The organism is Novosphingobium sp. PhB55 (assembly GCF_004368805.1).
Classification (GTDB): domain Bacteria; phylum Pseudomonadota; class Alphaproteobacteria; order Sphingomonadales; family Sphingomonadaceae; genus Novosphingobium.
On sequence record NZ_SODQ01000003.1, the window covers coordinates 174,326 to 199,578 of the forward strand.

General features: G+C 66.9%; 28 protein-coding genes and 2 tRNA genes. 14 read left to right on the forward strand and 16 right to left on the reverse strand.

What is annotated here, in order from left to right:
• Positions 1-48: 48 nt before the first annotated feature.
• On the forward strand, positions 49-1,629 hold the full coding sequence (gene guaA, locus EDF57_RS08260; RefSeq protein WP_134093861.1) for a glutamine-hydrolyzing GMP synthase: 1,581 nt from the start codon (positions 49-51) through the stop codon (positions 1,627-1,629).
• A 61-nt stretch (positions 1,630-1,690) separates the two neighbouring features.
• Here the strand turns inward: guaA and EDF57_RS08265 are convergent, their stop codons facing one another.
• From EDF57_RS08265 to EDF57_RS08285, 5 genes are all read right to left on the reverse strand, one after another.
• A complete protein-coding gene (locus EDF57_RS08265; protein WP_134093862.1) occupies positions 1,691-2,182 on the reverse strand; it encodes a methylated-DNA--[protein]-cysteine S-methyltransferase in 492 nt (163 codons plus the stop codon).
• A 50-nt stretch (positions 2,183-2,232) separates the two neighbouring features.
• Positions 2,233-2,634, reverse strand: a complete 402-nt coding sequence (locus tag EDF57_RS08270; protein ID WP_134093863.1) for a DoxX family protein — start codon at positions 2,632-2,634, stop codon at positions 2,233-2,235.
• A gap of 75 nt (positions 2,635-2,709) precedes the next feature.
• Positions 2,710-3,120 (reverse strand): hypothetical protein, encoded by a 411-nt coding sequence (locus EDF57_RS08275; RefSeq protein ID WP_132268730.1) that lies wholly within the window; start codon positions 3,118-3,120, stop codon positions 2,710-2,712.
• Between the two features lie 127 nt (positions 3,121-3,247).
• A complete protein-coding gene (gene tldD / locus EDF57_RS08280) occupies positions 3,248-4,666 on the reverse strand; it encodes a metalloprotease TldD (protein ID WP_132268175.1) in 1,419 nt (472 codons plus the stop codon).
• Between the two features lie 235 nt (positions 4,667-4,901).
• On the reverse strand, positions 4,902-6,242 hold the full coding sequence (locus EDF57_RS08285; protein ID WP_134093864.1) for a NupC/NupG family nucleoside CNT transporter: 1,341 nt from the start codon (positions 6,240-6,242) through the stop codon (positions 4,902-4,904).
• A gap of 103 nt (positions 6,243-6,345) precedes the next feature.
• Between EDF57_RS08285 and EDF57_RS08290 the strand changes: the two genes are divergently transcribed.
• The 8 genes from EDF57_RS08290 (at position 6,346) to EDF57_RS08325 (ending at position 11,969) form a co-directional block, all read left to right on the forward strand.
• Entirely contained in the window at positions 6,346-7,023 is a 678-nt protein-coding gene (locus tag EDF57_RS08290; RefSeq protein ID WP_132268179.1) for a queuosine precursor transporter, read from the forward strand.
• Between the two features lie 190 nt (positions 7,024-7,213).
• Positions 7,214-8,113, forward strand: a complete 900-nt coding sequence (gene argB / locus EDF57_RS08295; RefSeq protein WP_132268181.1) for an acetylglutamate kinase — start codon at positions 7,214-7,216, stop codon at positions 8,111-8,113.
• A 111-nt stretch (positions 8,114-8,224) separates the two neighbouring features.
• Positions 8,225-8,776, forward strand: coding sequence for a hypothetical protein (locus EDF57_RS08300; protein WP_132268182.1), 552 nt, complete (start codon positions 8,225-8,227; stop codon positions 8,774-8,776).
• Between the two features lie 186 nt (positions 8,777-8,962).
• Positions 8,963-9,247 carry a YggT family protein gene (locus EDF57_RS08305; protein WP_132268184.1) on the forward strand — a complete coding sequence of 95 codons (285 nt, stop codon included), beginning with the start codon at positions 8,963-8,965 and terminating at the stop codon, positions 9,245-9,247.
• Position 9,248: 1 nt separating this feature from the next.
• Positions 9,249-10,160: a bifunctional methylenetetrahydrofolate dehydrogenase/methenyltetrahydrofolate cyclohydrolase FolD gene (gene folD, locus EDF57_RS08310; protein WP_132268186.1), complete on the forward strand. Its 912-nt coding sequence runs from the start codon at positions 9,249-9,251 to the stop codon at positions 10,158-10,160.
• Positions 10,157-10,879 carry a hypothetical protein gene (locus EDF57_RS08315; RefSeq protein ID WP_243840962.1) on the forward strand — a complete coding sequence of 241 codons (723 nt, stop codon included), beginning with the start codon at positions 10,157-10,159 and terminating at the stop codon, positions 10,877-10,879. Before folD ends, EDF57_RS08315 begins: the two co-directional genes overlap by 4 nt.
• 14 nt (positions 10,880-10,893) lie before the next feature.
• Positions 10,894-11,529 (forward strand): MarC family protein, encoded by a 636-nt coding sequence (locus tag EDF57_RS08320; protein ID WP_132268188.1) that lies wholly within the window; start codon positions 10,894-10,896, stop codon positions 11,527-11,529.
• A gap of 68 nt (positions 11,530-11,597) precedes the next feature.
• On the forward strand, positions 11,598-11,969 hold the full coding sequence (locus EDF57_RS08325) for a hypothetical protein (protein WP_134093865.1): 372 nt from the start codon (positions 11,598-11,600) through the stop codon (positions 11,967-11,969).
• Between the two features lie 71 nt (positions 11,970-12,040).
• Here EDF57_RS08325 and EDF57_RS08330 read toward each other — a convergent pair whose 3' ends face one another.
• The gene (locus EDF57_RS08330) at positions 12,041-12,649 is read right to left on the reverse strand and encodes an LON peptidase substrate-binding domain-containing protein (RefSeq protein WP_134093866.1); all 609 of its coding nucleotides are present in this window, start codon (positions 12,647-12,649) and stop codon (positions 12,041-12,043) included.
• A 2-nt stretch (positions 12,650-12,651) separates the two neighbouring features.
• Positions 12,652-13,554, reverse strand: a complete 903-nt coding sequence (locus EDF57_RS08335; RefSeq protein ID WP_134094155.1) for a tetratricopeptide repeat protein — start codon at positions 13,552-13,554, stop codon at positions 12,652-12,654.
• A gap of 213 nt (positions 13,555-13,767) precedes the next feature.
• On the opposite strand from EDF57_RS08335, the gene EDF57_RS08340 reads away from it, so the two are divergent.
• The 3 genes from EDF57_RS08340 to EDF57_RS08350 all read left to right on the forward strand — a co-directional run bounded on the left by EDF57_RS08340 (position 13,768) and on the right by EDF57_RS08350 (position 16,324).
• A tRNA-Gly gene (locus EDF57_RS08340) sits at positions 13,768-13,842 on the forward strand.
• Positions 13,843-13,888: 46 nt separating this feature from the next.
• Positions 13,889-13,963 (forward strand) — tRNA-Gly (locus EDF57_RS08345).
• 132 nt (positions 13,964-14,095) lie between these two features.
• Complete coding sequence (locus tag EDF57_RS08350) at positions 14,096-16,324, forward strand: tetratricopeptide repeat protein (protein WP_166675207.1); 2,229 nt, start codon at positions 14,096-14,098, stop codon at positions 16,322-16,324.
• Between the two features lie 63 nt (positions 16,325-16,387).
• On the opposite strand, the gene EDF57_RS08355 is transcribed toward EDF57_RS08350, so the two are convergent.
• From EDF57_RS08355 to EDF57_RS08375, 5 genes are read right to left on the reverse strand one after another with little or no spacing between them, the layout of a single operon-like run.
• Positions 16,388-17,641 carry an adenosylmethionine--8-amino-7-oxononanoate transaminase gene (locus tag EDF57_RS08355; RefSeq protein WP_134093868.1) on the reverse strand — a complete coding sequence of 418 codons (1,254 nt, stop codon included), beginning with the start codon at positions 17,639-17,641 and terminating at the stop codon, positions 16,388-16,390.
• Positions 17,638-18,303: a dethiobiotin synthase gene (gene bioD, locus EDF57_RS08360; protein WP_134093869.1), complete on the reverse strand. Its 666-nt coding sequence runs from the start codon at positions 18,301-18,303 to the stop codon at positions 17,638-17,640. Before bioD ends, EDF57_RS08355 begins: the two co-directional genes overlap by 4 nt.
• Positions 18,304-18,310: 7 nt before the next feature.
• The gene (locus EDF57_RS08365; RefSeq protein ID WP_134093870.1) at positions 18,311-19,051 is read right to left on the reverse strand and encodes a methyltransferase domain-containing protein; all 741 of its coding nucleotides are present in this window, start codon (positions 19,049-19,051) and stop codon (positions 18,311-18,313) included.
• Positions 19,048-19,668: an alpha/beta hydrolase gene (locus EDF57_RS08370; RefSeq protein WP_134093871.1), complete on the reverse strand. Its 621-nt coding sequence runs from the start codon at positions 19,666-19,668 to the stop codon at positions 19,048-19,050. Before EDF57_RS08370 ends, EDF57_RS08365 begins: the two co-directional genes overlap by 4 nt.
• The gene (locus tag EDF57_RS08375) at positions 19,665-20,828 is read right to left on the reverse strand and encodes an 8-amino-7-oxononanoate synthase (RefSeq protein ID WP_134093872.1); all 1,164 of its coding nucleotides are present in this window, start codon (positions 20,826-20,828) and stop codon (positions 19,665-19,667) included. The genes EDF57_RS08370 and EDF57_RS08375 overlap by 4 nt, the downstream gene beginning before the upstream one ends.
• A 193-nt stretch (positions 20,829-21,021) precedes the next feature.
• Between EDF57_RS08375 and EDF57_RS08380 the strand changes: the two genes are divergently transcribed.
• Positions 21,022-22,101 carry a L,D-transpeptidase family protein gene (locus tag EDF57_RS08380; RefSeq protein ID WP_134093873.1) on the forward strand — a complete coding sequence of 360 codons (1,080 nt, stop codon included), beginning with the start codon at positions 21,022-21,024 and terminating at the stop codon, positions 22,099-22,101.
• Positions 22,102-22,140: 39 nt separating this feature from the next.
• Here the strand turns inward: EDF57_RS08380 and EDF57_RS08385 are convergent, their stop codons facing one another.
• Positions 22,141-23,172 carry an MBL fold metallo-hydrolase gene (locus EDF57_RS08385; protein WP_134093874.1) on the reverse strand — a complete coding sequence of 344 codons (1,032 nt, stop codon included), beginning with the start codon at positions 23,170-23,172 and terminating at the stop codon, positions 22,141-22,143.
• Positions 23,173-23,432: 260 nt separating this feature from the next.
• Here EDF57_RS08385 and EDF57_RS08390 point away from each other — a divergent pair, with 260 nt between their 5' ends.
• The gene (locus EDF57_RS08390; RefSeq protein ID WP_243654361.1) at positions 23,433-23,945 is read left to right on the forward strand and encodes a hypothetical protein; all 513 of its coding nucleotides are present in this window, start codon (positions 23,433-23,435) and stop codon (positions 23,943-23,945) included.
• A 97-nt stretch (positions 23,946-24,042) separates the two neighbouring features.
• Here EDF57_RS08390 and EDF57_RS08395 read toward each other — a convergent pair whose 3' ends face one another.
• From EDF57_RS08395 to EDF57_RS08405, 3 genes are all read right to left on the reverse strand, one after another.
• Entirely contained in the window at positions 24,043-24,249 is a 207-nt protein-coding gene (locus EDF57_RS08395; RefSeq protein ID WP_134093875.1) for a hypothetical protein, read from the reverse strand.
• Positions 24,249-24,455, reverse strand: coding sequence for a DUF4169 family protein (locus tag EDF57_RS08400; protein ID WP_134093876.1), 207 nt, complete (start codon positions 24,453-24,455; stop codon positions 24,249-24,251). Before EDF57_RS08400 ends, EDF57_RS08395 begins: the two co-directional genes overlap by 1 nt.
• 79 nt (positions 24,456-24,534) lie before the next feature.
• Complete coding sequence (locus EDF57_RS08405; RefSeq protein WP_132268210.1) at positions 24,535-24,780, reverse strand: GlsB/YeaQ/YmgE family stress response membrane protein; 246 nt, start codon at positions 24,778-24,780, stop codon at positions 24,535-24,537.
• Positions 24,781-25,253 lie beyond the last annotated feature (473 nt).

The window sequence follows — 25,253 nt, forward strand, 5'->3', positions numbered from 1 at the left end:
CGCCCGCGGATACTGGACACCTGCACTGTCCCGCTATAGTGGCCGCCCATGACTAATCAGACTTCTGGCCAGACTTCACAGCCGTCCGATTCCATCCTGATCGTCGACTTCGGCAGTCAGGTGACCCAGCTTATCGCCCGCCGCGTGCGCGAAGCCGGCGTCTATTCCGAGATCGCCCCTTTCAATGCCGCGAAGGAAGCTTTCGCCCGCATGAAACCGGCCGGCGTCATTCTCTCGGGCTCGCCGGCCTCGGTGCTCGATGAGAGCGGACCGCGCATTCCGGACGAGATTCTCGAAAGCGGCCTGCCGATGCTGGGCATCTGCTACGGCCAGCAGTCGCTGATGCACCAGCTTGGCGGCGAAGTGCTTTCCGGCGATTCGGGCGAATTCGGCCGCGCCTTCATCGAGATCGGTGACGACTGCGCGCTTTTCGATGGGCTGTGGTCCAAGGGCGAAAAGCACCAGGTGTGGATGAGCCACGGCGACAAGGTGACCAGCCTTGCCCCCGGCTTCCGCCCGGTCGCCTCCAGCGAAGGCGCGCCGTTCGCGGTGATCGCCAATGACGAGAAGCGCATCTACGCGATGCAGTTCCACCCCGAAGTCGTGCACACGCCCGACGGCGGCAAGCTGCTGAAGAACTTCGTGCGCCACGTCTGCGGCCTTGCCGGCGACTGGACCATGGCGGAGTTCCGCAAGACCAAGATCGACGAGATCCGCGCCCAGGTCGGTGACAAGCGCGTGATCTGCGGCCTTTCGGGCGGCGTCGATTCGGCGGTTGCCGCACTCCTGATCCACGAAGCGATCGGCGACCAGCTGACCTGCGTCTTCGTTGACGGCGGCATCCTGCGCATGGGCGAGGCCGAACAGGTCGTCAGCCTGTTCCGCGGCCACTACAATATCCCGCTGGTCCACGTCGATGCGTCGACGCTGTTCCTGAACGGCCTGGCCGGCGTGACCGACCCCGAGGCCAAGCGCAAGTTCATCGGCAAGACCTTCATCGACGTCTTCGAGGACGAAGCGAAGAAGATCGGCGGCGCCGAGTTCCTGGCGCAGGGCACGCTCTATCCGGACGTGATCGAATCGGTCTCGTTCACCGGCGGTCCTTCGGTGACGATCAAGAGCCACCACAATGTCGGCGGCCTGCCCGAGCGCATGAACATGAAGCTCGTCGAGCCGCTGCGCGAACTGTTCAAGGACGAAGTCCGCGTGCTGGGCCGCGAACTGGGCCTGCCCGACATCTTCGTCGGTCGCCATCCGTTCCCCGGGCCGGGCCTGGCGATCCGCATTCCCGGTGAAGTGACGCGCGAACGCTGCGACATCCTGCGCAAGGCCGATGCGATCTACCTTGAGGAAATCCGCAACGCGGGTCTCTACGACGCGATCTGGCAGGCCTTTGCGGTGCTGCTGCCGGTCAAGACCGTGGGTGTAATGGGTGACGGCCGCACGTACGACAATGTCTGCGCCTTGCGCGCGGTCACCTCGACCGACGGCATGACCGCGGACATCTACCCGTTCGACTCCGCCTTCCTCTCACGCGTGGCCACCCGCATCATCAACGAGGTGAAGGGCATCAACCGCGTCGTCTACGACTACACCTCGAAGCCGCCCGGCACGATCGAGTGGGAATGATCGCGCGAAAGCGCTGAGGTTCGAAGGGCCGGTATCCTGCGGGGTGCCGGCTCTTCTCGTTTCAGAGCAGGGTGCGGGGGCCTTCCAGTCTCAGCAGGAAGGCTTTGGCCTCAAGGCCGCCGGCGAAGCCGGTGAGGGTGCCGTTGGCGCCAACGACGCGGTGGCACGGGGCGATGATCGAGATCGGGTTGCGGCCGTTCGCCGCGCCTACCGCCCGGCTGCCGCCGGGATTTCCAAGCGCGGATGCGATCTGGCCGTAACTGCGCGTCTCGCCGAATGGTATCGCGAGCAGTTGAGCCCAGACGCTTTTCTGGAAATCCGTGCCGCGGAAATCGAGCGGGAGGTCGAACACTTCCCGTTTGCCCGCAAAATAGTCGCCGAGTTGGGCCTTGGCCGCCGTGATGACGGGATGGTCGTGGGCATCCTCGGTCGCTTCCAGGCGGACGCGGGCCGGATTGTCGTTCTCCCAGAGCACGGCGACGAGGCCGGAGTCGCTGGCGATCAGGGTGAGTTCGCCGATGGGCGAGGGCATTGTGCTTCGGGCGAGCGCCATGAAGCGGGTCTCCTGGGATGGGCGCGGCAAGGCGGGAGCGGAAGACTAGGTCAGCGCCGCCGCCAGGGCCAGTCCGTCACGCCGCCGGCCCACAGTGGCCACCAGATCAGCACCGGCTGCAGGGCAAGGCGCGGGACATGGTAAGCAAGGGGCAGGCCGCGACCGGGGTGGGCAAGGTCGATCAGCATATGCTGCAAGTTGGCGGGCCAGACGCAAAGGGCATAGGCGGCAAGGCCCCAGCCTGCAGCCTGGCGCAGCGCGGGCGAAACCGGTTGCAGCATGCCGATTGCACCCAGGATCTCGGCAATTCCGGTGAGGGCGACTACCAGGGCGGGGGCAGGCACCCAAGGCGGAACGATGGCGACGAACGGTCCGGGCAGCGCGAGGTGCAGAATACCCGCCGCGCCATAGAGCAGGCCGAGTATCCAGAGCGAGATGGTCCGGCGCGTCAGGTGCCCGCTCCAAAACGCATCAGGCGGCCACGGACGTTTCCGCAGCCGCCCTTTTCGCGGAACTTCTCTTTTCGGTTACTTGGCAGACGTGGTTTTCGGCTTCGTATAAGGCACGAAGTCCTGAAGGCCGACGAAACCGTTCCACATGCTGGGCGTGGTCCGATCGCGCAATTGCACGGTGTCGAGACGGCAGAGCTGGCTCGAATAGAGCTTCGTCACCAGGATATTGTCCGAATCGAGCCGATCGGCGTTGGTGGGGCGGTTCACGTAATAGGTGCTGCCCACGCGGTAGACGATCGCGGTCTTGTCGATGATCTGCGTGCTTTGCGCCTGGTTCAGCGGAATGCACGTCACCGGTTTTCCGGCGACCCGGCCATCGAGGATCTTGGCGAGTTGCTGTTCGCCGGTCAGTTTTTCTCGTGCGAACACGGTGGGCGCGGCCAGCAGGCTGGCCGCGATCAGCGTGGCGCCGACGACATGCTTCAGTGACATGGTCTCTACCTCACTTTCCCAACCCTAGATCGCGCTTATGCCACGTTTCGTCTGAACATGGGCTGAAGCCTGGCAGGCGTAAACCCGGGGATTTCCTTAGGACGTCAGGTACGTGCGGCGGTTACGCCGTACCGCCCACGGTGATGCCCTCGATGAGCAGGGTGGGCTGGCCCACCCCCGCCGGCACGCTCTGGCCGCCCTTGCCGCAGACGCCGACGCCGCGGTCGAGTTCGAGGTCATTGCCGATGCCGGTGACACGGGTCAGCACCGAGGGGCCGTCGCCGATCAGCGTGGCGCCCTTGATCGGCGCGCCGAGCTTGCCGTTCTCCACTTTGTAGGCCTCGTTGCACGAGAACACGAACTTGCCCGAAACGATGTCGACCTGGCCGCCGCCCATCGATTTCACGAAGATGCCGTTCTTCATGCGCGACAGCAGTTCGGCCGGATCGTCGTTGCCGGCCTTCATGAAAGTGTTGGTCATGCGGACTTGCGGGGCGTGGGCGTAGTTCTCGCGGCGGCCGTTGCCGGTGGGATCGACGCCCATCAGGCGCGCGTTCATGCGGTCCTGCATGTAGCCCTTGAGGATGCCGTCCTCGATCAGCACCGTCTCCTGCGTGGGCGTGCCTTCGTCATCGATCGAGAGCGAACCGCGGCGGTCGGCGATCGAACCGTCATCGACGATGGTGACGCCGGGCGCGGCCACGCGCTCGCCGATGCGGCCGGCGAAGGCCGATGTACCCTTGCGGTTGAAGTCGCCCTCCAGGCCATGACCCACTGCTTCATGCAGGATCACGCCAGGCCAGCCGGGTGCGAGCAGCACGGTCATCTCGCCCGCCGGGGCGTCCACGCTTTCAAGGTTGACCAGTGCCTGGTTCAGCGCGGTGTCGATGGCGCGGTTCCAGTTAGCCGGGTCGAACAGTGCGTCGTAGAGATGGCGGCCGCCCATGCCGAAGGAGCCGGTTTCGCGGCGGCCGTTGCTTTCCGCGACGATCGAGACGCTGAGCCGCACCAGCGGACGCACGTCGGTGGCGATGAAGCCGTCCGGGCGGACGATCTCGATGACCGACCACTGGCCGGTGAGGCTGGCGCTGACTTGCGAGACGCGGGGATCGCGTGCGCGCGCGGCGGCGTCGATCGTCTCCAGCAGCTTCACCTTTTCCTCGAAGGGCACGAGGTCGAGCGGCGAGACATGGGTATAGAGGTGGCGATTGCTCTTCTGCGGCGGCGCAGCGCGCACGGCGCCTGCCGGGTCGAGCAATTGCAGCGTCTCGCCTGCGCGGCGGATGGCGGCGGGAGAAATCTCGTTGGCATGGGCGAAGCCGGTCATCTCGCCGGTGACGCCGCGCAGGCCGAAGCCCGCGTCGCGGGAATAGTCAGCCGTTTTCAGGCGGCCGTCATCGAAGCCGAAGGCCTCGGTGGCCATGAACTGCATGTAGAGTTCGCCGTCCTCGCAATTGCGCAAGGTCTCGGCGGCGAGCGCCTGGGCGTCCTCGGGCGAAAGCTGGCGATAGAGGAGCGAGCGCGGATCGGTCATGGTCATGCCCCCGATATAGGCGCCGCGCGGCTGGAGGCAATTGTTTGGTACGCCATTCGCCTCCGCGAATGGCTCGCGGCAGCGGCCCGAGTCTTTGTTGGGTGCGCCTTCGACATCCGTCGAAGGCTTGCGGCACCGGCCCACGCCCCCACCCGACCTCCCACTAGTATATCCTGATGGGAGGTCGGGTGGGAGCGTGGGCCGGTGCCGCTTCCGGGCGTGAGCCCGGACAAAAACACTCTCAGCTCAGGCCGAGGAACAGGCCAGCCAAGGCGGCGCTCATCAGGTTCGAGAGGCTGCCGGCGCAGAGCGCGCGCACGCCAAGCCGGGCGATGATCGGGCGCTGGTTGGGGGCGAGGCTGCCGGTGACGGCCATCTGGATGGCGATCGACGAGAAATTCGCAAAGCCGCAAAGCGCGAACGTGACGACGGCCACGGTGCGCGGGCTGAGCGCGGTCATCTGGCCGAGGTCGATGAAGGCGACGAATTCGTTGAGCACGATCTTGCTGCCGAACAGGCTGCCGGCCTGCATGGCCTCGTTCCAGTTGGGCACGGCGAGCAGGTAGAATACCGGCGCGAAGATGTAGCCGAGCAGGCCCTGGAAGGTCACGCCGCTGAAGCCGAACAGCCCGCCGATCCAGCCGACAAGGCCGTTGGCCAGCGCGATCAGCGCCACGAAGGCCAGCACCATGGCGCCGACGGCCACGGCCAGCTTCACGCCGGTCTGGGCGCCTTGCGAGGCGGCCATGATGATGTTGGCGGGCTTTTCTTCCTCGTGCTCGAGCGCTTCCGGCTCATCGACGTGGACGCCGGGCAAGTGGGTCACGTCGGCGCGGTTGAGCGCGGCGGCAGCGGCACCGGCGGGGGGCAGGGTGCTCTCGTGAACGGCAAGCTCTTCGCCCGCGATGGTCTGGACCTGTCCGGGGCGGGGATCGGGCATGATCATCTTGGCCATGAAGATGCCGCCCGGCGCCGACATGAAGGCGGCGGCGACCAGGTAGTCGATACGGATGCCCATCGAGGCATAGGCGGCCAGGATCGTGCCGGCCACGCCGGCCAGGCCGACGCTCATCACGCAGAACAGCTGCGAGGGATTGAGATTGGCCAGGTAGGGGCGGATCACCAAGGGAGCTTCGCTCTGCCCGACGAAGATGTTCGAGGCCGCGCAGAGGCTCTCCACCTTGCTGATGCCGGTCAGCTTCTCCAGCCCGCCGCCGATCCAGCGCACCACCAGCGGCATGATCTTGAGATAGTAGAGGATCGAGATCAGCGAGGCGAAGAAGATGATTACCGGCAGGGCCGAGATGGCGAAGCTGTGGCCGCCGATCTCGGGGCTGGCGAGCGGGCCGAACAGGAAGTCGACGCCCGCGTGGGCATAGCCGAGCAGGCTTTCCACGCCGGCCGCCGCGCCGCCAAGCAGGTCCTTGCCGAAAGGAACGTAGAGCACGAGCGCCGCCAGGCCCGCCTGCAGCGCGAAGGCCGCGCCCACCACGCGCAGACGGATCGCCCGGCGGTTGGTGGAGAGCAGAAAGGCGACGGCCATGATGAGAACGATGCCGAGCAGACTGTAGGCGACGTGCATCGTCCCCGTTTCTCCGAAAATACGTGCTGAATCTGTGCGCAAACCTAGAGGCGCGCATCCATGACGGCTAGTGCAATTGTTCCGCGCCCGTTAGAGCATCGTCATGGAACCGCAAGCCCCTGCAAGCGCGCAATCCCGCGCCATCGCCATTCCCCGCTCGATGTTCGTGTTCTCCACGCTCTATGGCGGACTGGTCGTCCTGGCGGGCGTTCTGGGCATCAAGATCGCCTATCTCGGACATTGGCCGGTCTTCGGCGACCTGGCCGTCGAATCGGGGATTTTCGCGTTTCTGCTGCTGGTGGTGCTGTCGAGTGCGGTGGCCGAATTGCACGGCACGGCAGTCGCCAACCGGCTGGTCCGGTTCGGCTTCATCCCGCTGATCGTGTCGATGACGCTGCTTACGCTGGTGATCCACGTCGTCCCGGCTGCCCCGTTCTGGGACGATCAGGAAGCCTATGCCCGCCTCCTGGGGCAGGGTGCGCGCATGCAGTTTGCCGGGCTGGTGTCCTACGGCGTCTCGCAAACGCTGAACGTCACCGTGTTCTCGCGCCTTTCGGCCGGTCGCGAAGGACGGATGCTGATGATGCGCGCCTGGATCGCGAGCTTGCTGTCACAAGTGGTCGACACGCTGATCTTCATCACGATCTCCTTCGCCGGGGTCCTGCCGATCTGGGACATCATGGGCGGGCAGATCATCGCCAAGCTGGTGCTCTCGACGATCATGGTGCCCCCGTTCATCTGGCTCTTCGTGAAGCTGGGCCGCAAGCTGGACGGCGTCTGACCTGAAATCCGCTTCGGGCGCATTCTGTCGGCAGCGGCGCAAGTCGTTGTTGGGGGAACGAGACGGGCGAACGCCCGTTTTGCACGGCCGCCAGATCGGACAGGCAACCGACGGGGCGGGAGCGAAATAATCGGTCGTTTTTCCCCGAAATTGGGGTTTAATTCCTGACGCAGGGGTCTAATAGCGGCCCATGCCGATTCCGCACGATCCCGCCATGCTCTCGAAAGCCGAGACGCTCGTCGATGCGCTGCCCTACCTGCAGCGTTATGCCGGTCGCACGTTCGTCGTGAAGTACGGCGGCCATGCCATGGGCGACCCCGAACTGGCGCGCGATTTCGCGGAAGACGTGGTCCTGCTCAAGGCGGTGGGCATCAACCCGGTGGTCGTCCACGGCGGCGGCCCGCAGATCGGCGCCATGCTCAAGACCATGGGCGTGGAATCGCGCTTCGTCGACGGGCTTCGCGTTACGGACAAGCAGACCGCGCAAGTGGCCGAAATGGTCCTCTCGGGCGTGATCAACAAGGAAATCGTCGGCTGGATCGCGCAGGCCGGCGGCAAGGCCATGGGCATTTCCGGCAAGGACGGCGGCCTCGTCACCGCCAGCAAGGTGCAGCGCACCGCCAAGGACCCCGACAGCAATATCGAGCGTGTCGTCGACCTCGGCTTCGTGGGCGAACCGGCCCATATCGACATCAGCGTGATCGAGACGATTTCCTCGGCCGGCATGATCCCGGTGATCGCGCCGATCGCTCCGGGCGAAGACGGGCAGACCTACAATATCAATGCCGACACCATGGCCGGTGCCGTGGCTGCAGCGCTGGGCGCCTCGCGGCTGTTCCTGCTCACCGACGTGCGCGGCGTACTCGACAAGCAGGGCGAGCTGCTGACCGACCTGACCCCGGCCGACATCGTCCACCTGCAGCGCAACGGCACCATTTCCGGCGGCATGATCCCCAAGCTGGAAACCTGCATCCATGCGGTCGAGGCCGGCTGCGAGGCGGCTGTCGTGCTTGACGGGCGGGTTTCGCATGCCATGCTGCTGGAAATATTCACGCAGGAAGGCGCCGGAACGCTGATCCGCGCAGGCTGATTTCGCTCCGGCTCAAATCTGTTCAGGCCCAAAACTGTTCAGGTTCGGTCTGTTCCGGTTGGGCCAGAACTGCAAAGAGGAACTATCGGGCTGAAAGGCACTTCGAGCCACATGCGTAATACCCTCGTCATCGCCGGCGCCGTTTCGGCCATCACCCTCCTGCTTGCGGCCTGCAATGGCGAGCCGGTGGCCGAATCCAGCAGCGATCCGACCAGCGCTGCGAGCGAAGCGATCGCTGCCAGCGAAGAACCTTCCGGCGATGCCACCGCAGCGGCCACCAATGGCCTTGCAGCCCAGCTCGACCAGACCGCGCTGGGCGAACGCCGCGATCCCGAACGTCTCCTGCGCTACTACGTCAATGCCCTGCGCATCGGCGACTGGGACGATGCCGCCAAGGCCTGGACGCTCGACGCGCAGATGACGCCCAGCCGCCTGGCCGAGGAATTCGGCGGCGATGCCGGCCCGCGCATCGCGCTGGGCCGCGGCGACAGCAGCAATGCAGCCGGTACGCTCTATTACGAGGCGCCGGTGGTGCTGGACTTCGCCGATGGCCGCCCCTCGCGCCGCGGCAGCATCGTGCTGCGCCGTATCAACGACTTGCCGGGCGCCAGCGAGCAACAGCTCAACTGGCGCATCGAGCGGATGTCGACCGTCACCCGGTAATCTCTCGCAGCAAATCCCGCAGGCGCCCGGCCCAGAGGCCGCGGCAGGCGGGGTTCGCCGGGCTTTCGGCCCCTTGCTCTGTAACCGAGCATTGCTCGGACCTTCCGGTCCTCTCCTGCGCTTGCTCCCCGCCCCCCGCCTCGGCTATCAGGCGGACGCTCCATTCCTCAGAAAGGCCCCACGCCCATGCTCGGCGGTGTGATCAACGCCCTTATCTACCTCGTCCAGATCCTGACGACCCTCGTGCTCGTGCAGTTCGTGCTGGGCCTGCTGATCGCCTTCAACGTGGTCAACCTGCACAATCGGTTCGTCGAGGCGATCTGGCGCGCGCTCAATGCGCTGCTCGATCCGATCCTCAGCCCGATCCGGCGCATCATGCCCAATACCGGCGGGATCGACTTTTCGCCGATGGTGCTGATCATCGGTCTCAACGTCCTCATCATGATCCTCCAGCCGATGGCGTACGCCTGACATGAGCGCAGACACCAGAATCATCGACGGCAAGGCTTTCGCCGAGGGCCTGCGCACCCGCATCGCCGCCGTCGCGGCCGATTTCGAGGCGAAGGCCGGCCGCAAGGCGGGCCTCGCGGTCGTGCTGGTGGGCGAAGACCCGGCCAGCCAGGTCTATGTCCGCAACAAGGGCAAGCAGACCGTGGCGGCGGGCATGGAAAGCTTCGAGCACAAGCTGCCTGCAGACGCGTCCGAGGCCGACCTGCTGGCCGTGGTCGAGCAGCTCAATGCCGACCCGGCGGTGGACGGCATCCTCGTCCAGTTGCCGCTGCCCGCGCACATGAACGAGCAAAAGGTCATTGCCACGATCAATCCCGACAAGGACGTGGACGGTTTCCACGTCGTCAATGTCGGGCGTCTCGCCACCGGGCTGCCGGGCTTCGTGCCTTGCACGCCGCTGGGCTGCGTGATGCTGCTGAAGGACCGGCTCGGCTCGCTTTCGGGCCTGGATGCCGTGGTGATCGGTCGCTCCAACATCGTCGGCAAGCCGATGGCGCAGTTGCTGATCGCGGAAAGCTGCACCGTCACCGTGGCGCATAGCCGCACGAAGGATCTGGCCGATGTGGTGCGCCGGGCCGACATCGTGGTGGCGGCGGTCGGCCGTCCCGAGATGGTCAAGGGCGACTGGATCAAGCCCGGCGCCACCGTGATCGACGTGGGTATCAACCGCGTTCCCCGTACCGACCAGGGTGCCGAGGAAGGCAAGACCCGGCTGGTGGGCGATGTGGACTTCGCTTCGGCGGCCGAGGTTGCTGGAGCGATCACCCCGGTTCCCGGCGGGGTCGGTCCGATGACCATTGCCGTCCTGCTGCGCAACACGATCGTCGCCGCGCACCGCAGCGCGGGCCTGGCGCTGGACGAGAGCGCCCTTTGAGCCGGCCGCCGGCCCGGGTCCTGGCCGCTGTCGCCGGCGGGCTGGCGCTCTTCGCGCTGGCCGCCGGCCCGGCCGATGCCCGGCGCCGACCGGAATATGCGCCGGGTAACGGCACGGCCAATCCCAGCGCCCTTGTCGCCGCCGAAATCGCTTTCGCGCGAACGGCGCGCGAGAAGGGCCAATGGAAAGCCTTCGACGAATTCGCCGACGATGAAGCCGTGATGTTCGTGCCGGAACCCGTCCGCGCCAAGGAATGGCTCAGCGGCCGCAAGGAGCCGGCGGCGCCGGTGCAGTGGCAGGCCCATCAGGTCTGGATGAGCTGCGACGGCACCATGGGCGTGACCAAGGGCGCCTGGCAGCAGCACGACGGCACGGTGGGCTATTTCACGACGATCTGGCAGCAGCGCAAGAAGGGCGACTATCGCTGGGTTCTCGACCAGGGGGATGCGCTTGCGCAGCCGCTCAAGGAACCGGAAATGCTTTCGGCATCCGTTGCCGATTGCGCCGGCGGACCGGGCGACGAGCTGCTGGTCGAGCGGGACCGCGAAAAGGCCGCGCCCGGCATGGACGGCCGGGGGCGCTCGAAGGACGGCACCTTGACGTGGCGTTACCATGTCGAAGCCGATCACTCGCGCTGGCTGGCCGTATCGATGAAGAAGAACGGGGCGATGACCGAAGTGCTGCGCAGCGAAGTGGCCGCGCCGAAAGACCGGAACTAGGGGCAACGAACGGCATGTATGAAGTCTTCCTCAGTGCCTTCGTCACGCTCTTCGTCGTGATCGATCCCCCCGGCTGCGCGCCGATCTATGCGGGACTTTCGGCCGACGCCAGCCGTTCGCAGGCGATCTCCATGGCGGCACGCGCCTGCATGATCGCCAGCGCCATCCTGGTGGTCTTCGCGCTGTTCGGCGCGCGCCTGCTCGGCGCGCTCCACATCGAGCTGAACGCTTTCCGCATCGCCGGCGGCATCATGCTGTTCATGATCGCCATCGACATGGTCTTCGAAAAGCGCACCCAGCGCCGCGAGGAGCGGGCCGAGAAGATCATCGCTCACAATGCCGAGACGCCTGAGATCGACGACGTCTCGGTCTTCCCGATGGCCATGCCGATGCTGGCCGGGCCGGGATCGATCGCGACGATCATGCTGCTCACGTCCCGCGCGCACGGGGCGGAGCAGACCATGGCGATCCTGGCCGCCATGGTCGCGGTCATGCTGCTGAGCTTCGCTGCCCTGGCCGCTGCCGGACCGCTCATGCGGGTGCTGGGAGACAAAGTCGAAGCCGTCATCACGCGGCTGCTGGGCGTGCTGCTGGCGGCGCTGGCGGCGCAATATGTGATTGACGGGGTGAAGACGGTCCTTCTGCAATAAGGCGAATTCATCGCGGGTTCAGCGCCTGGGGGCAGTCTTGCCCTTCTCTGCCGCAAAAGGAGGGTGCGATGCTCCGCTTGCTGTCTGCCGGTTTCGCTGGAGCGCTGCTTCTGGCCGCGCCCATTGCCGAGGCGCAGATCGTCGGTCCCCCGGCGCCGAGGCCCGGCACCGCCTCCCCTGACGCGGCCCGGCAGACCGCCGACGAGGCCAGTTACCGCATAGACTTGCGCAAGGCGGACCAGGCCATTCGCGAGGGGCGGGAGTCGGGTCGTCTCTCGAAACAGGAAGCCAAGGGTCTGCGCAAGGAACAGCGGCAGATCGGCTCCCTTGCGGAACGCTACGGCAGCGACGGCATGTCGCCGCGCGAAGCGGACGAACTCTACATGCGCTCACGCGTGCTGGAGAGTCAGGCCAGGTTACCCGGTAAAGACAAGCGCTAGGACACGCTTTCGAGCGGGGCCGATCGCCGGGGGACAGGCAGAACCGGGACGCGTGGGCGCAGCTTTAACCCCTACTGCAGGGTCACGTCGTCATCGTCGTCCGAGTGGCGGCCGAAGAACTGCATCAGTTGCACCAGCAGTTCGCAGCGGAGCGGCAGGGTTTCCGCCTCCAGCAGGGCCTGCTTGGCCGCGGCATCGAAAGGCGCGATCTGCGAGACGCCGTTGATCAGCGACTGATCGTCGAGCCGCCCGACCTGGTCCCAGTCCACCGCATAGCCCTGGGCATCCGCGAAGCGCTTGGCTTCCCGTTCGAAGCTGGCGCGCTCGATCGGGGCGAGCACTTCGTCGTCGCGTTCCGCAAGGAGTTCGGCTTCGACCTGGCGGAACGGGGTCGGCACATCCAGTTCGCGCAGCAGGCGAAACCGCGATTCGCCAGTGAGCACGATATTGAAGCGGCCGTCTTCCAGTGCCTCGACATCGCCGATGCGGCCAAGGCAGCCCACTGAAAACAGCGGGGCGCCTTCGGCCGGGCGCTGCGGCTGGATCATGCCGATGCGGCGATCTCGCGCCAGGGCGTCGCTCACCATCGCCCGGTAGCGGGGCTCGAAGATATGGAGCGGCAATTGCAGCCCCGGATAGAGCACCGCTCCCGGGAGCGGAAAGATGGTGATTCGCGCCACCGTCAGCCGAACAGCACGGTGGAAAGCTTGCGGCGGGTGGCGGACACCCAGGGATCTTCGAGGCCGGTGACATCGAAGATCTGGAGCAGCTTGGCGCGCGCGGCACCTTCGTTCCATTCGCGGTCGGCAGCGACCATGCGCAGCAGCGTATCGGCGGCCGCGTCGCGCTCACCCGCGGCGAAGGCGGCGTTGGCAAACGCAAGCTGCGCTTCCATGTCGGCCGGGCGCTCGGCGGCGGCAGCGCGCAGGGCGGCGAGTTCGCTGTCCTCGGGCTTGTCCTTGGCAAGGGCAAGCGCAGTGCGGGCGCGTTCGACTTGCGGGTCGGCCGCCAGTTCCGGTTCGAGGCTGGCAAGAACCTGCTCGGCCTCGTCAAGGCGACCGGCGAGCACGAGTGCCCGCACGAACCCGGCGAGCACTTCGCCATTGTCCGGCGCCATTTCGAGGATCTGCATGAAGATGGCGGCGGCGCGTTCGCCGTCGCCTCCGGCCAGGGCTTCCTCGCCCATGGCGATCAGCGGCGCGAGATCCTGCTGCGGCTCCGCGCCGCCCGGCTGGATGGGAAGCTGGGTCAGAAGCTGGTCCAGCGTCTGCTTGAGCTGCGATTCGGTGCGGGCATTGGTGAGGTCCGCCACCGGCTGCCCCTGGAAAATCGCATAGACTGTGGGGATCGAGCGCACCTGGAACTGCGAGGCGATGAACTGCTCTTCATCGACGTTCACTTTGGCAAGGATCACGCCCTTGTCGGCATATTCCGCGGCGACCTTCTCCAGCACCGGCGTCAGCGCCTTGCAGGGGCCGCACCATTCGGCCCAGAAATCGAGGATCACCAACTGCGTCATCGACGGTTCGGCTACCGTCTTGCGGAACCGGTCGACCGCTTTCTGTTCGTCGAGGTTGAGACCCATGCTGGCCAAGATACGTGCTCCCGTGAAAAACGAATGGCACCCTAGATCGTCCTTCGGGACGGATTTGTGAAGGGTTCATGTCCAGTTAGGTGTGGTTCTGCGGGGCTTCTGAAAATTCTTTCGATTTTCCTCTTGCGGCCCTCAAAAGGCACTGCTAGTGGCGCGCCTCCACCCCGGACCTGCCGGTTACGCCAGCAGGTCTTGAACGTCAGAGCGGGCGTAGCTCAGGGGTAGAGCACAACCTTGCCAAGGTTGGGGTCGAGGGTTCGAATCCCTTCGCCCGCTCCAGTTCACATAGGGATTTCCGGTTAGCCGGAAGTCTCCAAACGCCAGAGCGGGCGTAGCTCAGGGGTAGAGCACAACCTTGCCAAGGTTGGGGTCGAGGGTTCGAATCCCTTCGCCCGCTCCAGTTTTCCTTCGGTGGAAATCCAGACATTCCAGATCGCGAACATCCACACCAGGTGGATGTCCCTAATCGCGCGCTTATCCGGCGTGAACCCTGTTCGCCTAACCCCGTCCGTTGCAATCGGCGGAGGGAAACGTGGGCGGATTGGAAGCACTGCTGATCAAGGCCAAGGGTGCGGCCAGGCGGGGCGAGACCGAGACCGCCCGCGCGCTCTACCGCGAGGCGCTGGATCGGTTTCCACGCAACGGTCGGGCACGCGCGGCGCTTCAGGCGCTGGATGCGGCGCAGGCCGACCCGGCCCCCGGCGAACTCGCGGCGATGGTCTCCGCCTATCGTTCCGACCGCATGGACGAAGCCGCCAGGGAGGGCGCCCGACTGGCCGGCGTCTTTCCGCAGAGCTTCACCGTCCACAACCTGCAAGGCGCGGCGCTGCTGGCGCTGGGTATCCTGCCCGAGGCCGAAGCCGCTTTCCGCCGCGCCATAGCGCTGGACCCGGATGCCGCCGCCTGCCGCAACAACCTGGCCGTGACGCTGCGCCGCCAGAATCGGTCGGCCGAGGCGGAAGAAATCTACCGCGCGGTGATCGCGTGCCACCCGGACTATGCCGATGCGCGCTTCAACCTGGCGAATCTGTTCGACGCGCAGGCGCGGTGGGACGAGGCCGAAGAGGAGCTGGCGCGGACGGTGGCGCTCGATCCCGGCTATACCGAGGCACACTACAATCTGGGCAACCTGCTTGCGAAGCGCGGGGCGCGGGAAGAGGCGGTCGCCGCCTATCGCCGTGCGGTCGCGCTGCGGCCGGGTCATGCCCTGGCCTGGAACAACATGGGCGGGGAACTGCTGCTGATGGACTGCCTGGACGAGGCTCTCGCTGCCTACGACCGTGCCTTGGAGGCCGAGCCTGCCGGTACGCAGGCGATGGTCAATCGCGGCAAGGCGCTGGTGCTGAAGGGCGCGTTGCCGGACGCCATCGCGGCTTTCCGCAAGGCCTGGACGCTCGTTCCCGACGACCGCTCGGCGCTTCTCCAGGCCTTGTTCGAGGAAGCGCACATCTGCGACTGGCGCCGCCGGGCCGAATTCGCCCTGACGGACAGTCCTTCGGCCGCGGCGGTGCAGCCTTTCGCGGCGCTGCCTTTCGTGGACGACCCCGGCTACCAGTATCGCCGCTCGCTGGCCTGCGCGGCGGTGAAGTTCAGGGAGGGGCCGCAGAGCTTTCCCGATCCGCCGCTGTCCTGCGATGGACGCATCCGTATCGGATACTTCTCGGCGGACTTTCACGATCACGCGACGATGTACCTGATGAGCGGCCTGTTTCGCGAGCACGATCGCAGCCGCTTCGATATTCGCCTCTACAGCTATGGCCCGCGCCGCGAAGGCGATGCGGCGCGCGCAGCCTTGCGGGGGCAGGTCGATGCCTTCATCGAGATCGGGCACCTGGCCGATGCCGCTGTCGTCGACAGGGCGAGGGCGGACGGGCTGGACATCGCGGTCGATCTCAAGGGCTATACGCGCGGCACGCGCACGGCGCTGTTCGGCCGCAGGCTGGCGCCGGTGCAGGTGAGCTACATGGGCTATCCGGGTACCCTGGGCCATCCCTGCATGGACTACTTCATCGCCGACGCCGTTTCGCTGCCGCCCGGGCAGGAGGTCTGGTTCACCGAGAAGATCGTGCGGCTGCCGCATAGCTATCAGGCGAACGACGATCGCCGCATCATCGTGCCCGACCGGCGCGGGCGCTGGGCCTGGGGCTTGCCCGAGCACGGGTTCGTGTTCTGCTGCTTCAACCATACCTACAAGATCGGGCCGGACGCGTTCACGATCTGGATGCGGCTGCTCGGCGCCGTGGAGGGCAGCGTGCTCTGGTTGCTGCGCTCCAATCCCTGGGCGGAGCAGAACCTGCGCCGAGAGGCGGCGGCGCGCGGCATCGATCCGGGGCGGCTGGTCTTTGCCGAGAGCGTTCCGCATGGCGAGCACCTCGGGCGCCTGGCGCTGGCCGATCTGTTTCTCGATACCTTCGCGGTCAATGCCCATACAACGGCCAGTGACGCGCTTTGGGGCGGCCTGCCCGTCCTCACCATGGCCGGACGCCAGTTCGCCGCGCGGGTGGCGGCCAGCCTCGTCCATGCCGTCGGCCTTCCGGAACTGGCGGTGCCGGACCGGGACGCCTACGAGGCGGCGGCGCTGGCCTTGGCGCGAGACCCGGACGCGCTTGGGACATTGCGTGATCGCCTCGCCGCCAACCGGCTGACGGCACCGCTGTTTCGCACCGCGGTCTATACACGCCGGGTGGAGGCGGCTTTCGAGGAAATGCACCGGCGGCGCCTGGCCGGACTTTTGCCGGATCACTTCGACGTCGACGAGTAGAGGAAAAGCCCCGGGGATGTTTCCCCGGACCCTTGGTGCCCGCTCCTAAAGCGTGGCCGGCGCTTAGAAAGAAATCACCGCCTCGCCGATGGCATCCCACACTTGCGCAAGCTGATCGTCGGTGATGCAGTAGGGCGGCATGACATAGACAGTGTTCCCGAGCGGCCTCAGCAGCACGTCGCGTTCGCGGAAGAAGGCCATGAGGCGCGGGGCAAGGTCGCTCATGTAGCCGCTGGCACCGCTGGTCCTGAGGTCCAGCGCGGCGATGGTGCCCAGGCTGCGGGGATTGTCGAAGTGGCAGAACTGGCCGAGCTTTTCGATCCAGCCCGCCTGCTTGGCGGCCAGCGCGGCAATCCGTTCGAGAACTGGCTCCTCGCGCCAGATCGCCAGATTGGCGGCGGCGGCGGCGCAGGCGATCGGGTTCGCGGTATAGCTGGAGGAATGGAAGAACATCCGCGCGCGGTCGGTGGAATAGTGCGCTTCGTAGATGGCCTCGCTCGCCATGGTGACGGCAAGCGGCACCGCCCCGCCGGTCAGGCCCTTGGAGAGGCAGAGAATGTCGGGGACGATCCCCGCCTGCTCGCACGCGAGAAGAGTGCCGGTGCGGCCCCAGGCGGTCATCACTTCGTCGGCGATGAACAGTACGCCGTGGCGGGCACAGATGTCGTGCATCGCCGCGAGGACCGCCGGCGAATAGACCAGCATGCCGCCCGCGCCGAGGATCAGCGGCTCCACGATCAGCGCGGCCGTATCCGGCTGGCGGCAGAGCGCTTCGAGCGCGTCGAGCGTCGCCTGTTCCGCGCCGGCAGCGGGGAAGGGGATGCGGCCGACGTCGAACAGCAGCGGGGCGTAAGGCTGGTTGAACACCCCGCGTTCGCCCACCGACATCGCGCCGATCGTGTCGCCGTGGTAGGAATTCTCCATCACGACGATGCGGTGGCGCCCCTCGCCGCGCCAGTGCCAGTAACCGAGCGCCATTTTCAGAGCCACTTCCACGCTGGTCGATCCCGAATCGGAGAAGAACACCCGCGTCAGGCTCTCGGGCATGATGGCGCGCAGTCCCGCCGCGACCTGTTCGGCCGGCTCGTGAGTCCATCCCGCGAAGATGATCTGGTCGAGCTTCTGCGCCTGCTCCGCGATGGCGGCCTTGATGCGCGGATGGGAATGACCGTGCGTCGTCACCCACCACGAGGACACGGCATCCACCACCGCCCGGCCATCCGCCGTGTGGAGCAGCGCTCCCTCGGCATGGGTGACCAGCGGAACCGGCTCCTGAAGGCCGTGCTGTGTAAAGGGATGCCAGACCGATGACGTCATGCGGTGAAATCCTCGATGTTGAAGTTTTCAGCGAAGGCGCGGGCGAGGGCCTCCGGCGTCAGCGGGTCGAGGCGGGGCAGGCGGCCCAGACGGCGGACCCGGCCCATGGCGCAGATGGTGGCCTCGCTGTCTTCCACGGCATCGCCGACGAAGGCCACGCCGAGCACTTCGACACCGCGGCTGCGCAGCGCCTCGATAGAGAGCAGCGAATGGTTGATCGTGCCCAGCACCGTGCGCGCCACCAGCACGACAGGGGCATTCCAGCGCGCGAACTGGTCGGCATATGTCGTCGAACGGGTGAGGGGGACCATCACCCCGCCTGCACCCTCGACCACCAGCGGGCCTTCCACTTGCGGCAGGGCGAGACGTTCGGGGGCGATGTCCACCCCGTCGATCTCGGCGGCGAGATGGGGCGAGCAGGGCGTGGCAAGGCGATAGGCCTCGGGCAGGATGCGATCGGCGGGCAGGCCGGAAAGCCGCCCGACACGGTCTCCATCGCCGCCGTCTTCCTCAAGCCCGGCCTGCACCGGCTTCCAGTAATGGGCGCCGAGCGCACCTGCCAGCGCCGCGGCGAAGACGGTCTTGCCGATCTCCGTATCGGTGCCGGTCACGATCAGGGGGCGGGAAGTGAGGGGGCGGGAAATCAGGGGCTCTACGATCATGAAGTGCTCAATTCCGGGACTTTAGGTGGCAGGTCACGACTTCGTAAGTCACGTTGCATCCATTCTGGGCGAAACGCGCCATGACGCGGCGGAGTTGGCCCGGCGACAGCGGCCGGTGATCTTCCTCGGCCGTCTGCGCGCCGATGGCCTTGAGGGCATGGAGGAAGGCCAGCGGGCTCTCGTGATGTTCGGCGCGGCGTTCCACGGCCGCAACGCCGGCGCCGAAATCCGCGATGGGCGCGAAGCGCGGTGTTCCTGGCGCCAGCCCCTCGGGATCGTGCGCCGCGCGCCACTCGGCGAAGCTGCCGGGGCCGAGCGTGGAGACCATGAGGTGCCCGCCGGGCGCCAGCCAGCCCGCGATGCGGGAAAGGGCCGCCGGGGCATCGTCGAACCATTGCACGGCCAGGCTGGAGCAGATCAGGTCGAAGGGGCCACCCTCCGGAGTTCCATACTCGCCGTCGAGCACGGCGAAGCGGTGGCGGACGGCCTCGCCCAGCCGCGCGCGGCAGCGTTGCAGCATTTCAGGGGCAAGATCGGTGACGAGCCAGTCGCCGCCAAGCCCGGCGAGAGCCTGGGTCAGGAAGCCGGTGCCGCAGCCGATTTCCAGGATGCGGGGGCGTTCGGGCAGGTCCAGCGCGGTGATGCGGGCGGCCAGGGCCTGCGCCACATCGCGCTGCACGCGGGCATGGCCGTCGTAGTCGGGCGCGGCGGCAAAGGCGCGGCCGACGCGTTCGCGCGGCGCGGTCATGCCGGCGTTCCGATCATGTCGCGAAGGACCGCCGCGCAGAATTCCGGCGCCTCGCGCGGAAGCAGATGGCCGCCGTCCGCACAGTCCACCCGGCGCACCGCCGCGCCCTCGAACACTTGCGCGCGCATCGCCTCGGGCAGAAGGGGGTCGCGGGTGCCTTGCAGCGAGACCACCGGAACGGGCGGCAATGGCGCTTCGTCGTGGCGCAGGCGGGAGAGGTCTTCGTGCAGCAGGGCGGCGTCGATCTCGCCGAAGTCGGCATCCCCGCCGCACTGGCGGCGGAATTCGGAGAGCACCGCGCGGGGGGCCTCGTCGAAGCGGCGCAGCATGCGGTCGATCACGCGCGGGGGCACGCCGGGATAGTCCGGGCTGGCGGCAAAGCGCGCGAATCCGTTGATCGCCAGCACGCCGACGAGGCCCGCAGGCGGCGCGGCGAGCACGCGCATGGTGCCGAAGGAATGAGTCACCGCGATGCAAGGCCCACCTGAGGAGACGGCCTCGGGCGTTCCGAAATAGCCGCGATCGTCGATCGCCTGCGGCAGGTCCGCCAGAAGCGCGGCAAGCGGTTGCCAGAAGCTGCGGTCGAAGCCCCAGCCATGAACGAAGAGCAGGTTCACCGGCAGCCCTCGATCAGGTTGAGCAGGGTGTCTACGTCGCTTTCCGCATGAGTCGCCCGCAGCGCCAGGCGCAGGCGGCTGGTACCGGGGGGCACCGTGGGCGGGCGGATCGCGGAAGCCAGAACCCCGCGCTCTTCCAACGCGCGGGACAGGTCGAGAGCAGCCTGTTCGCCGCCGATCATGGCCGGCACGATCTGCGTGCTGGACGCGCCATGGTCGATGCCGAGCGCGGCGAGACCGCTGCGCAGCCGCTCGCCCAGCGCCGCGAGATGGGCGCGCTCTGCGTTCATGCCGGGCACCAGGTCGAGCGCGGCGTCGATGGCGCCGAGCACGGCCGGCGGCGGCGCCGTCGTGAAAATGAAGCCGCTCGCCGCATTGACGAGGTAGTCGATCATCACGCGCGATCCGGCGACATAAGCGCCGAAGCCGCCCAGGGCCTTGCTGAAAGTGCCCATGATCAGGTCGATCCCGCCGGGCGCCTCGGCCGAGAGACCGGCCCCGCCCGGTCCGAGCACGCCGGTGGCATGGGCCTCGTCCACGAAGAGGAAGGCATCGTGCCGGGCGGCGATGGCGGCAAGGCGGGCGATGTCGGCGCGGTCGCCGTCCATCGAGAAGACGCTCTCGGTGAGGATCAGCCGCGCCGGCGTGTCGGCGCCTTTGCCTGCCAGCAGCTCTTCCAGGTGATCGAGGTCGTTGTGGCGGAAACGGTGCTGGCGCGTGCCGGATATGGCGAGGCCGGCGTGCATGCTGGCGTGAATCAGGCGGTCGGTGAAGACCGCCGCGCCCGGAACGGCGGCCAGCAGCGCCGGGATCACGGCGGCATTGGCCTGCCAGCCGCTGGCGAACAGCAGGGCGGCTTCGGCATGCTTGAAGCCGGCGATCCGCCTTTCGAGCGCGAGGTGCGCCTCGCTGGTGCCGGTGACCAGCCGCGAGGCTCCCGAGCCGGTGCCATGGGCCTGCGTCCATTCCCGCGCCCGCTCGACGAGGCGGGGGTGCCGGGCGAGGCCGAGATAGTCGTTGCTGGAAAAGTCGAGCAACGCCCGCCCGTCGCGCATGACGCGGCCGCCGTTTTCGAGCGACGCGGCGCGCAGGATGCGGCGCTGGCCGGCGCTCTCGATGCGGCCGAGCGCCGCCGCGAAGAAGGAATCGAGCCTGCTCATGGCGCCAGCCGGTATGGCAAGCGGGCCTTCGGCACAATGGGCGGCGGTTGCGGAAAGAGATCGCCGCCGTGCCCTTGCTGCATCGGGCGACGGCAGGCCGGGCGGCATGGCGCATGAAATCGCGCGGCGCAGGAAGCCGCAAGGCCCCTCGCGCGTTAAGCAGGGAAACGAAAAATCGAAGGATGCCCGCTTGATGCGATCCCTGCCGCTGACGTTCGCCGCCGTTCTCCTGCTCTCCGCCTGCCATTCGGGCGACCGCAACGCGGGAGGCGATGGCGGTAATGGCGACAACAAGAGTACCGCGCAGTCCGGCGATCCCATGGCCTTCGCCTCGGCCCCCGGCGGCGGCGCGACCGAGGCGGCAGACAGCCTCGTCATGCGCGCCCAGGTGGCGCTAGATCGGAAGGGCTTCTCCTCGGGCGTGATCGATGGCCGCGAAGGCGGATCCTACGGCCTGGCCTTGCGCGGGTTCCAGGAAGCGCAGGGCCTGCCGGTAAGTGGCAAGCTCGATCCCGCGACGCAACAGGCGCTCATTTCCGACAGGCAGGGCGCCACGCGCAATGTCGTCATTCCCAAGGCCTTCGCGCGTGGGCCGTTCTTCCCGGACCTTCCGCAGAACATGGCCGGACAGGCCGAGTTCGACCATCTCGGCTATCGCAGCATGTCCGAGGCGCTGGCCGAACGCTTCCACACCACGCCCGAGACGTTGCTGGCCCTGAATGGGCCGGGCACGGTGCTGGGTGCGGGACGCACGATCCGGGTGCCGGACATCCCCGACGCCGCGCTGGCAGACATTCCCGATGACAAGACCGGCTGGGCCAGGACCCTGCAGAGCCTGGGCGTTCCTGCCGAGGAGCCCAAGGCCGATCACATCGTGGTCGACAAGTCCGACGGGGCGCTGCGGGTCTACGATCAGGGCAACAAGCTGATCGCGCAGTTCCCGGTGACCACCGGCAGCGGCCACGATCCGCTGCCGCTCGGCACCTGGAAGATCGTGGGCGAGGCCCGCAATCCGGACTATCATTTCAACCCGGACCTGTTCTGGGATGCCAAGAAGAATGCCAAGGACAAGCTGCTCCCGCCGGGTCCGAACGGGCCGGTCGGCGTCGTCTGGCTGGACTTGTCCAAGGAACACTACGGCATCCACGGCACGCCCGAACCGAAGAACATCGGCAAGACCGAAAGCCATGGCTGCGTGCGCCTGACCAACTGGGACGCGGCGCGCCTGGCGCAGATGGTCTCGGCGGGCACCAAGGTCGTATTCCAGGCCTGATGCCGGCGCCGAGGATCGGGCCGGCGCCGAAGGTGCGGGTCAGTCGGGCAGTTCGACCTCGTAGCCGGCCTCGATCCAGGCCTTCATGCCGCCATCCAGAGCCGCAGCGCGCGGGAAGCCGAGTTCCCGCAAGGTCGCTGCGGCCAGGGTGGAGATCTTGCCGAATTCGCAGCAGGTGACCAGCCGGGCCGTCGGATCGGTGAGCATGGCATTGACCCTCAGTTCCAGTTGCCCGCGCGGCAGATGGATGGCGCCGGGAACATGGCCGGCTTCGAAGGCGTCCCTTTCGCGCACGTCGAGCACGATCAGGCCGTCCTGCCGGCCGATCCGCGCGCGCAGTTCCGCCAGCGAGACGAACGGCACCCGCGTGGCGGCATCGGCTAGGAGCTGCGCCACGGTCCTGCCGCCGTTCATGTTGGTGCGCAGGGCCTCGGTCAGGTGCGTCGGCGCGGCAAGGTCCAGGTGCTGCATCATCGCCACGAATTCCGCGCGCTCGCTGTTCTTGAGGCGTGGATTTTCAGCGATCTCGGCGCCGATGGTCGAATGGCTGCGGCCCTTGTAGTCGTGGGCGGGATAGACCCGGGTTTCGAGCGGCAAGGCCAGCAACTTGCCGAAGAGGCTGCCGTGAAGCGCCTCGGGATCGCCGGTGGGCAGGTCGGTTCGCCCGGTGCCGCCGATCAGCAGGGTGTCGCCGGTGAAGACCCGGTCCTCCATGACCATGCACATCGAATCGCGGGTGTGGCCCGGCGTATGCATGGCCCGAAGCCGCAGGTTGCCCACGATCAGCATGTCCCCGTCGTCCAGCCGCATCTCGGCATAGGGCGCCGGGCTCAGGCGGTTCATCACCACCGGCGCCTGGAACGCCTTGCCCAGTTCGCGGCTGGCGGAGAAATGATCGGCGTGAGTATGGGTGTCCAGCACGTAGCGAACATGGACCCCGAGCTGGCCGGCAAGGCCGAGATAGCGATCGACCTGCGATTGTTCGGGGTCGATGAGGATCGCCGAACGGCTGCTTTCGCAGCCCACCAGATAGGATTGACAGCCGCCCGTCGCGATCTGCTCGAAGATCATGCCTGCCTCCCGCGGGTGTAGCGGGCTGCGGTTTTGCGCCCTGGACCCTCGGCGGACAAGAGCGCCGATCCGTTTCGGGCGCGTCTCTTTTGGATAGTGCGGCGTGCGGCCGGCGATGGATTGGTAAACGCGCCGTAGAGGCTGGCGGGACGGACAGAGCCTGGGCCGGGATGGACCGAATCCGGCCGTCTTGCGTTTCGACCCGCTGGAATCCTAGGCCTCTGGGATCAGAAGCAGATGTCTCAAATCAAGGACCTACCATGAAATTCCGTCCCTCCGTCCCCGGTGCCGCCAGCAAGGCTGTCCTTTCCGCCGCACTGGCGATCGGCGCCGTCGTCGCCGCCACGCCTGCCGCTGCGCAAGTGACGGCCGAGGCCAATGTGGCGCGCTCGGAAGGGGACTGGGGCGGCGAACTGGCGCTCGGCGTGCCGGTGATCTCGGACGGCGGCTTCAGCATTACCCCTGCCGCCGGCGTGTTCTTCCACCACCGCGACCACCCCGGCTACGTCAACCAGGATTCGCAGTGCTTCAACAAGGACAGCGGTAACCAGGTCTCCGACGGCAAGTGTGACAATTCCGGCACCAAGATCTTCGGCAAGGTCGAGGCGATGTACCGCCTGCCGATGTCGCTGGGCTTCGGCGTCGGCGCACGCCTGATCGGTGACGATTTGCGGGCCTATGGCACCGTGGCCATGCCGATCCTCCCGCGCATCGACGTGAAGGGCAATTTCGGCGACCACTATCTTGCGGCCGGCCTGCAAGCGCGGTTCTGAGGACGTTTGCCCGGGTTTGCTGACAGGCAGCCCTGAACGAAAAACGGCCCCGGGCTCCAGGAGGAGGCCGGGGCCGTTATCGTTTTCGACGGCGCGCCTACCAGTCTTCCACAAGGTCGAGGTAAGCCACCACGTCATTGTCCGTGGCGATGAAGAGGCCGTCCTGCACGTCCTCGCTCTGGAGCGCGGCGACGTTCATCGCCTCGGACAGCGGGCCGTAGAACAGGGTGTTGGCCGCGCCGCCGTCGGAGCCGCCGTCGAGATGATAGAGGCGCACGCTGGCTTCGAGATAAGTGCTGCGCATCAGTCCGTTCCCTTTTCGGGCGTTTCTTCGCTGCGCTCGCGCTTGGCACCGTCCACCACCCGGACCAGGCGCGCGGCTTCCGCTTCGGCGGCGCCGCGCTCGGCCCGGGTTCTGCCATGGCGCGCGCGGCTGGCGTCGGCTTCATGCCTTGCGGCGTCGCGCGTCTTGGCCTTGCGGGCCATGCGGAGATTGATGATGTCGGCCATGGCCGCCTTCTACCGCGCGGATCCGCGCGGCGAAAGAGCGGCGATGTGCGCGGGCTTTTTCAGACGGCTTGGGCCGGGCTCAGAACGAGATGCCCAGCAGGCGACCCAGGAAGATCAGCACCACGGCGCCGACGATCGAGGCGAGGCAGCCGGCGCGCTGGAAGTCCGCCTGGCCGCGGGTGGTCACGAGACCCGCCACGAGCGAGCCGCCGATGCCGAGCAGGATCGTCGCGATCCAGCCCATGTCGACCGAGCCGGGATAGAAGAATCGCGCCAGCACCCCGATGATGAGGCCGCTGATGATGGCGCCGATGATATTGATCATGACCTGGAAAACCCTCGTTATAAATCCGGGACCTGCCGCCCCGGGGATCATGCCCTAGAAGCCGCGAACGACAGGACGGTTTCAATCGCGGTTCTGCAGGATGCAGACCCGGTCCGTCGAGGCGCTCGGTGGGATTCGCGGCGTGGTTCGTTCCCGGCCTCCCTCCAATGAGATGGGGAAATGCCGGGGCAAGTGTCTCGACAGAGGCGAAATGTCCGGAAAACGGCGACTCGTTTCGTCGCAAAACAGATTCGCTTCACCGCCGTTTTATGTGGAAAAATTTTTAGTACGACCTTCGAAATAGGCACTTGCGCATGGGGCCGGTGAAGGAGTTCCCACGCGTCGCGAGACCCCCTCGGCTGTAAAGGGGCAAGACTTGCCGGGGCCGCGGGGAAGGGCAGCCCCCTTGCGTCAAAATCCAGAACAGGCACTATGGGTTGTGGCGCGTCGATCGCGGGGCATCTAAACCTAGA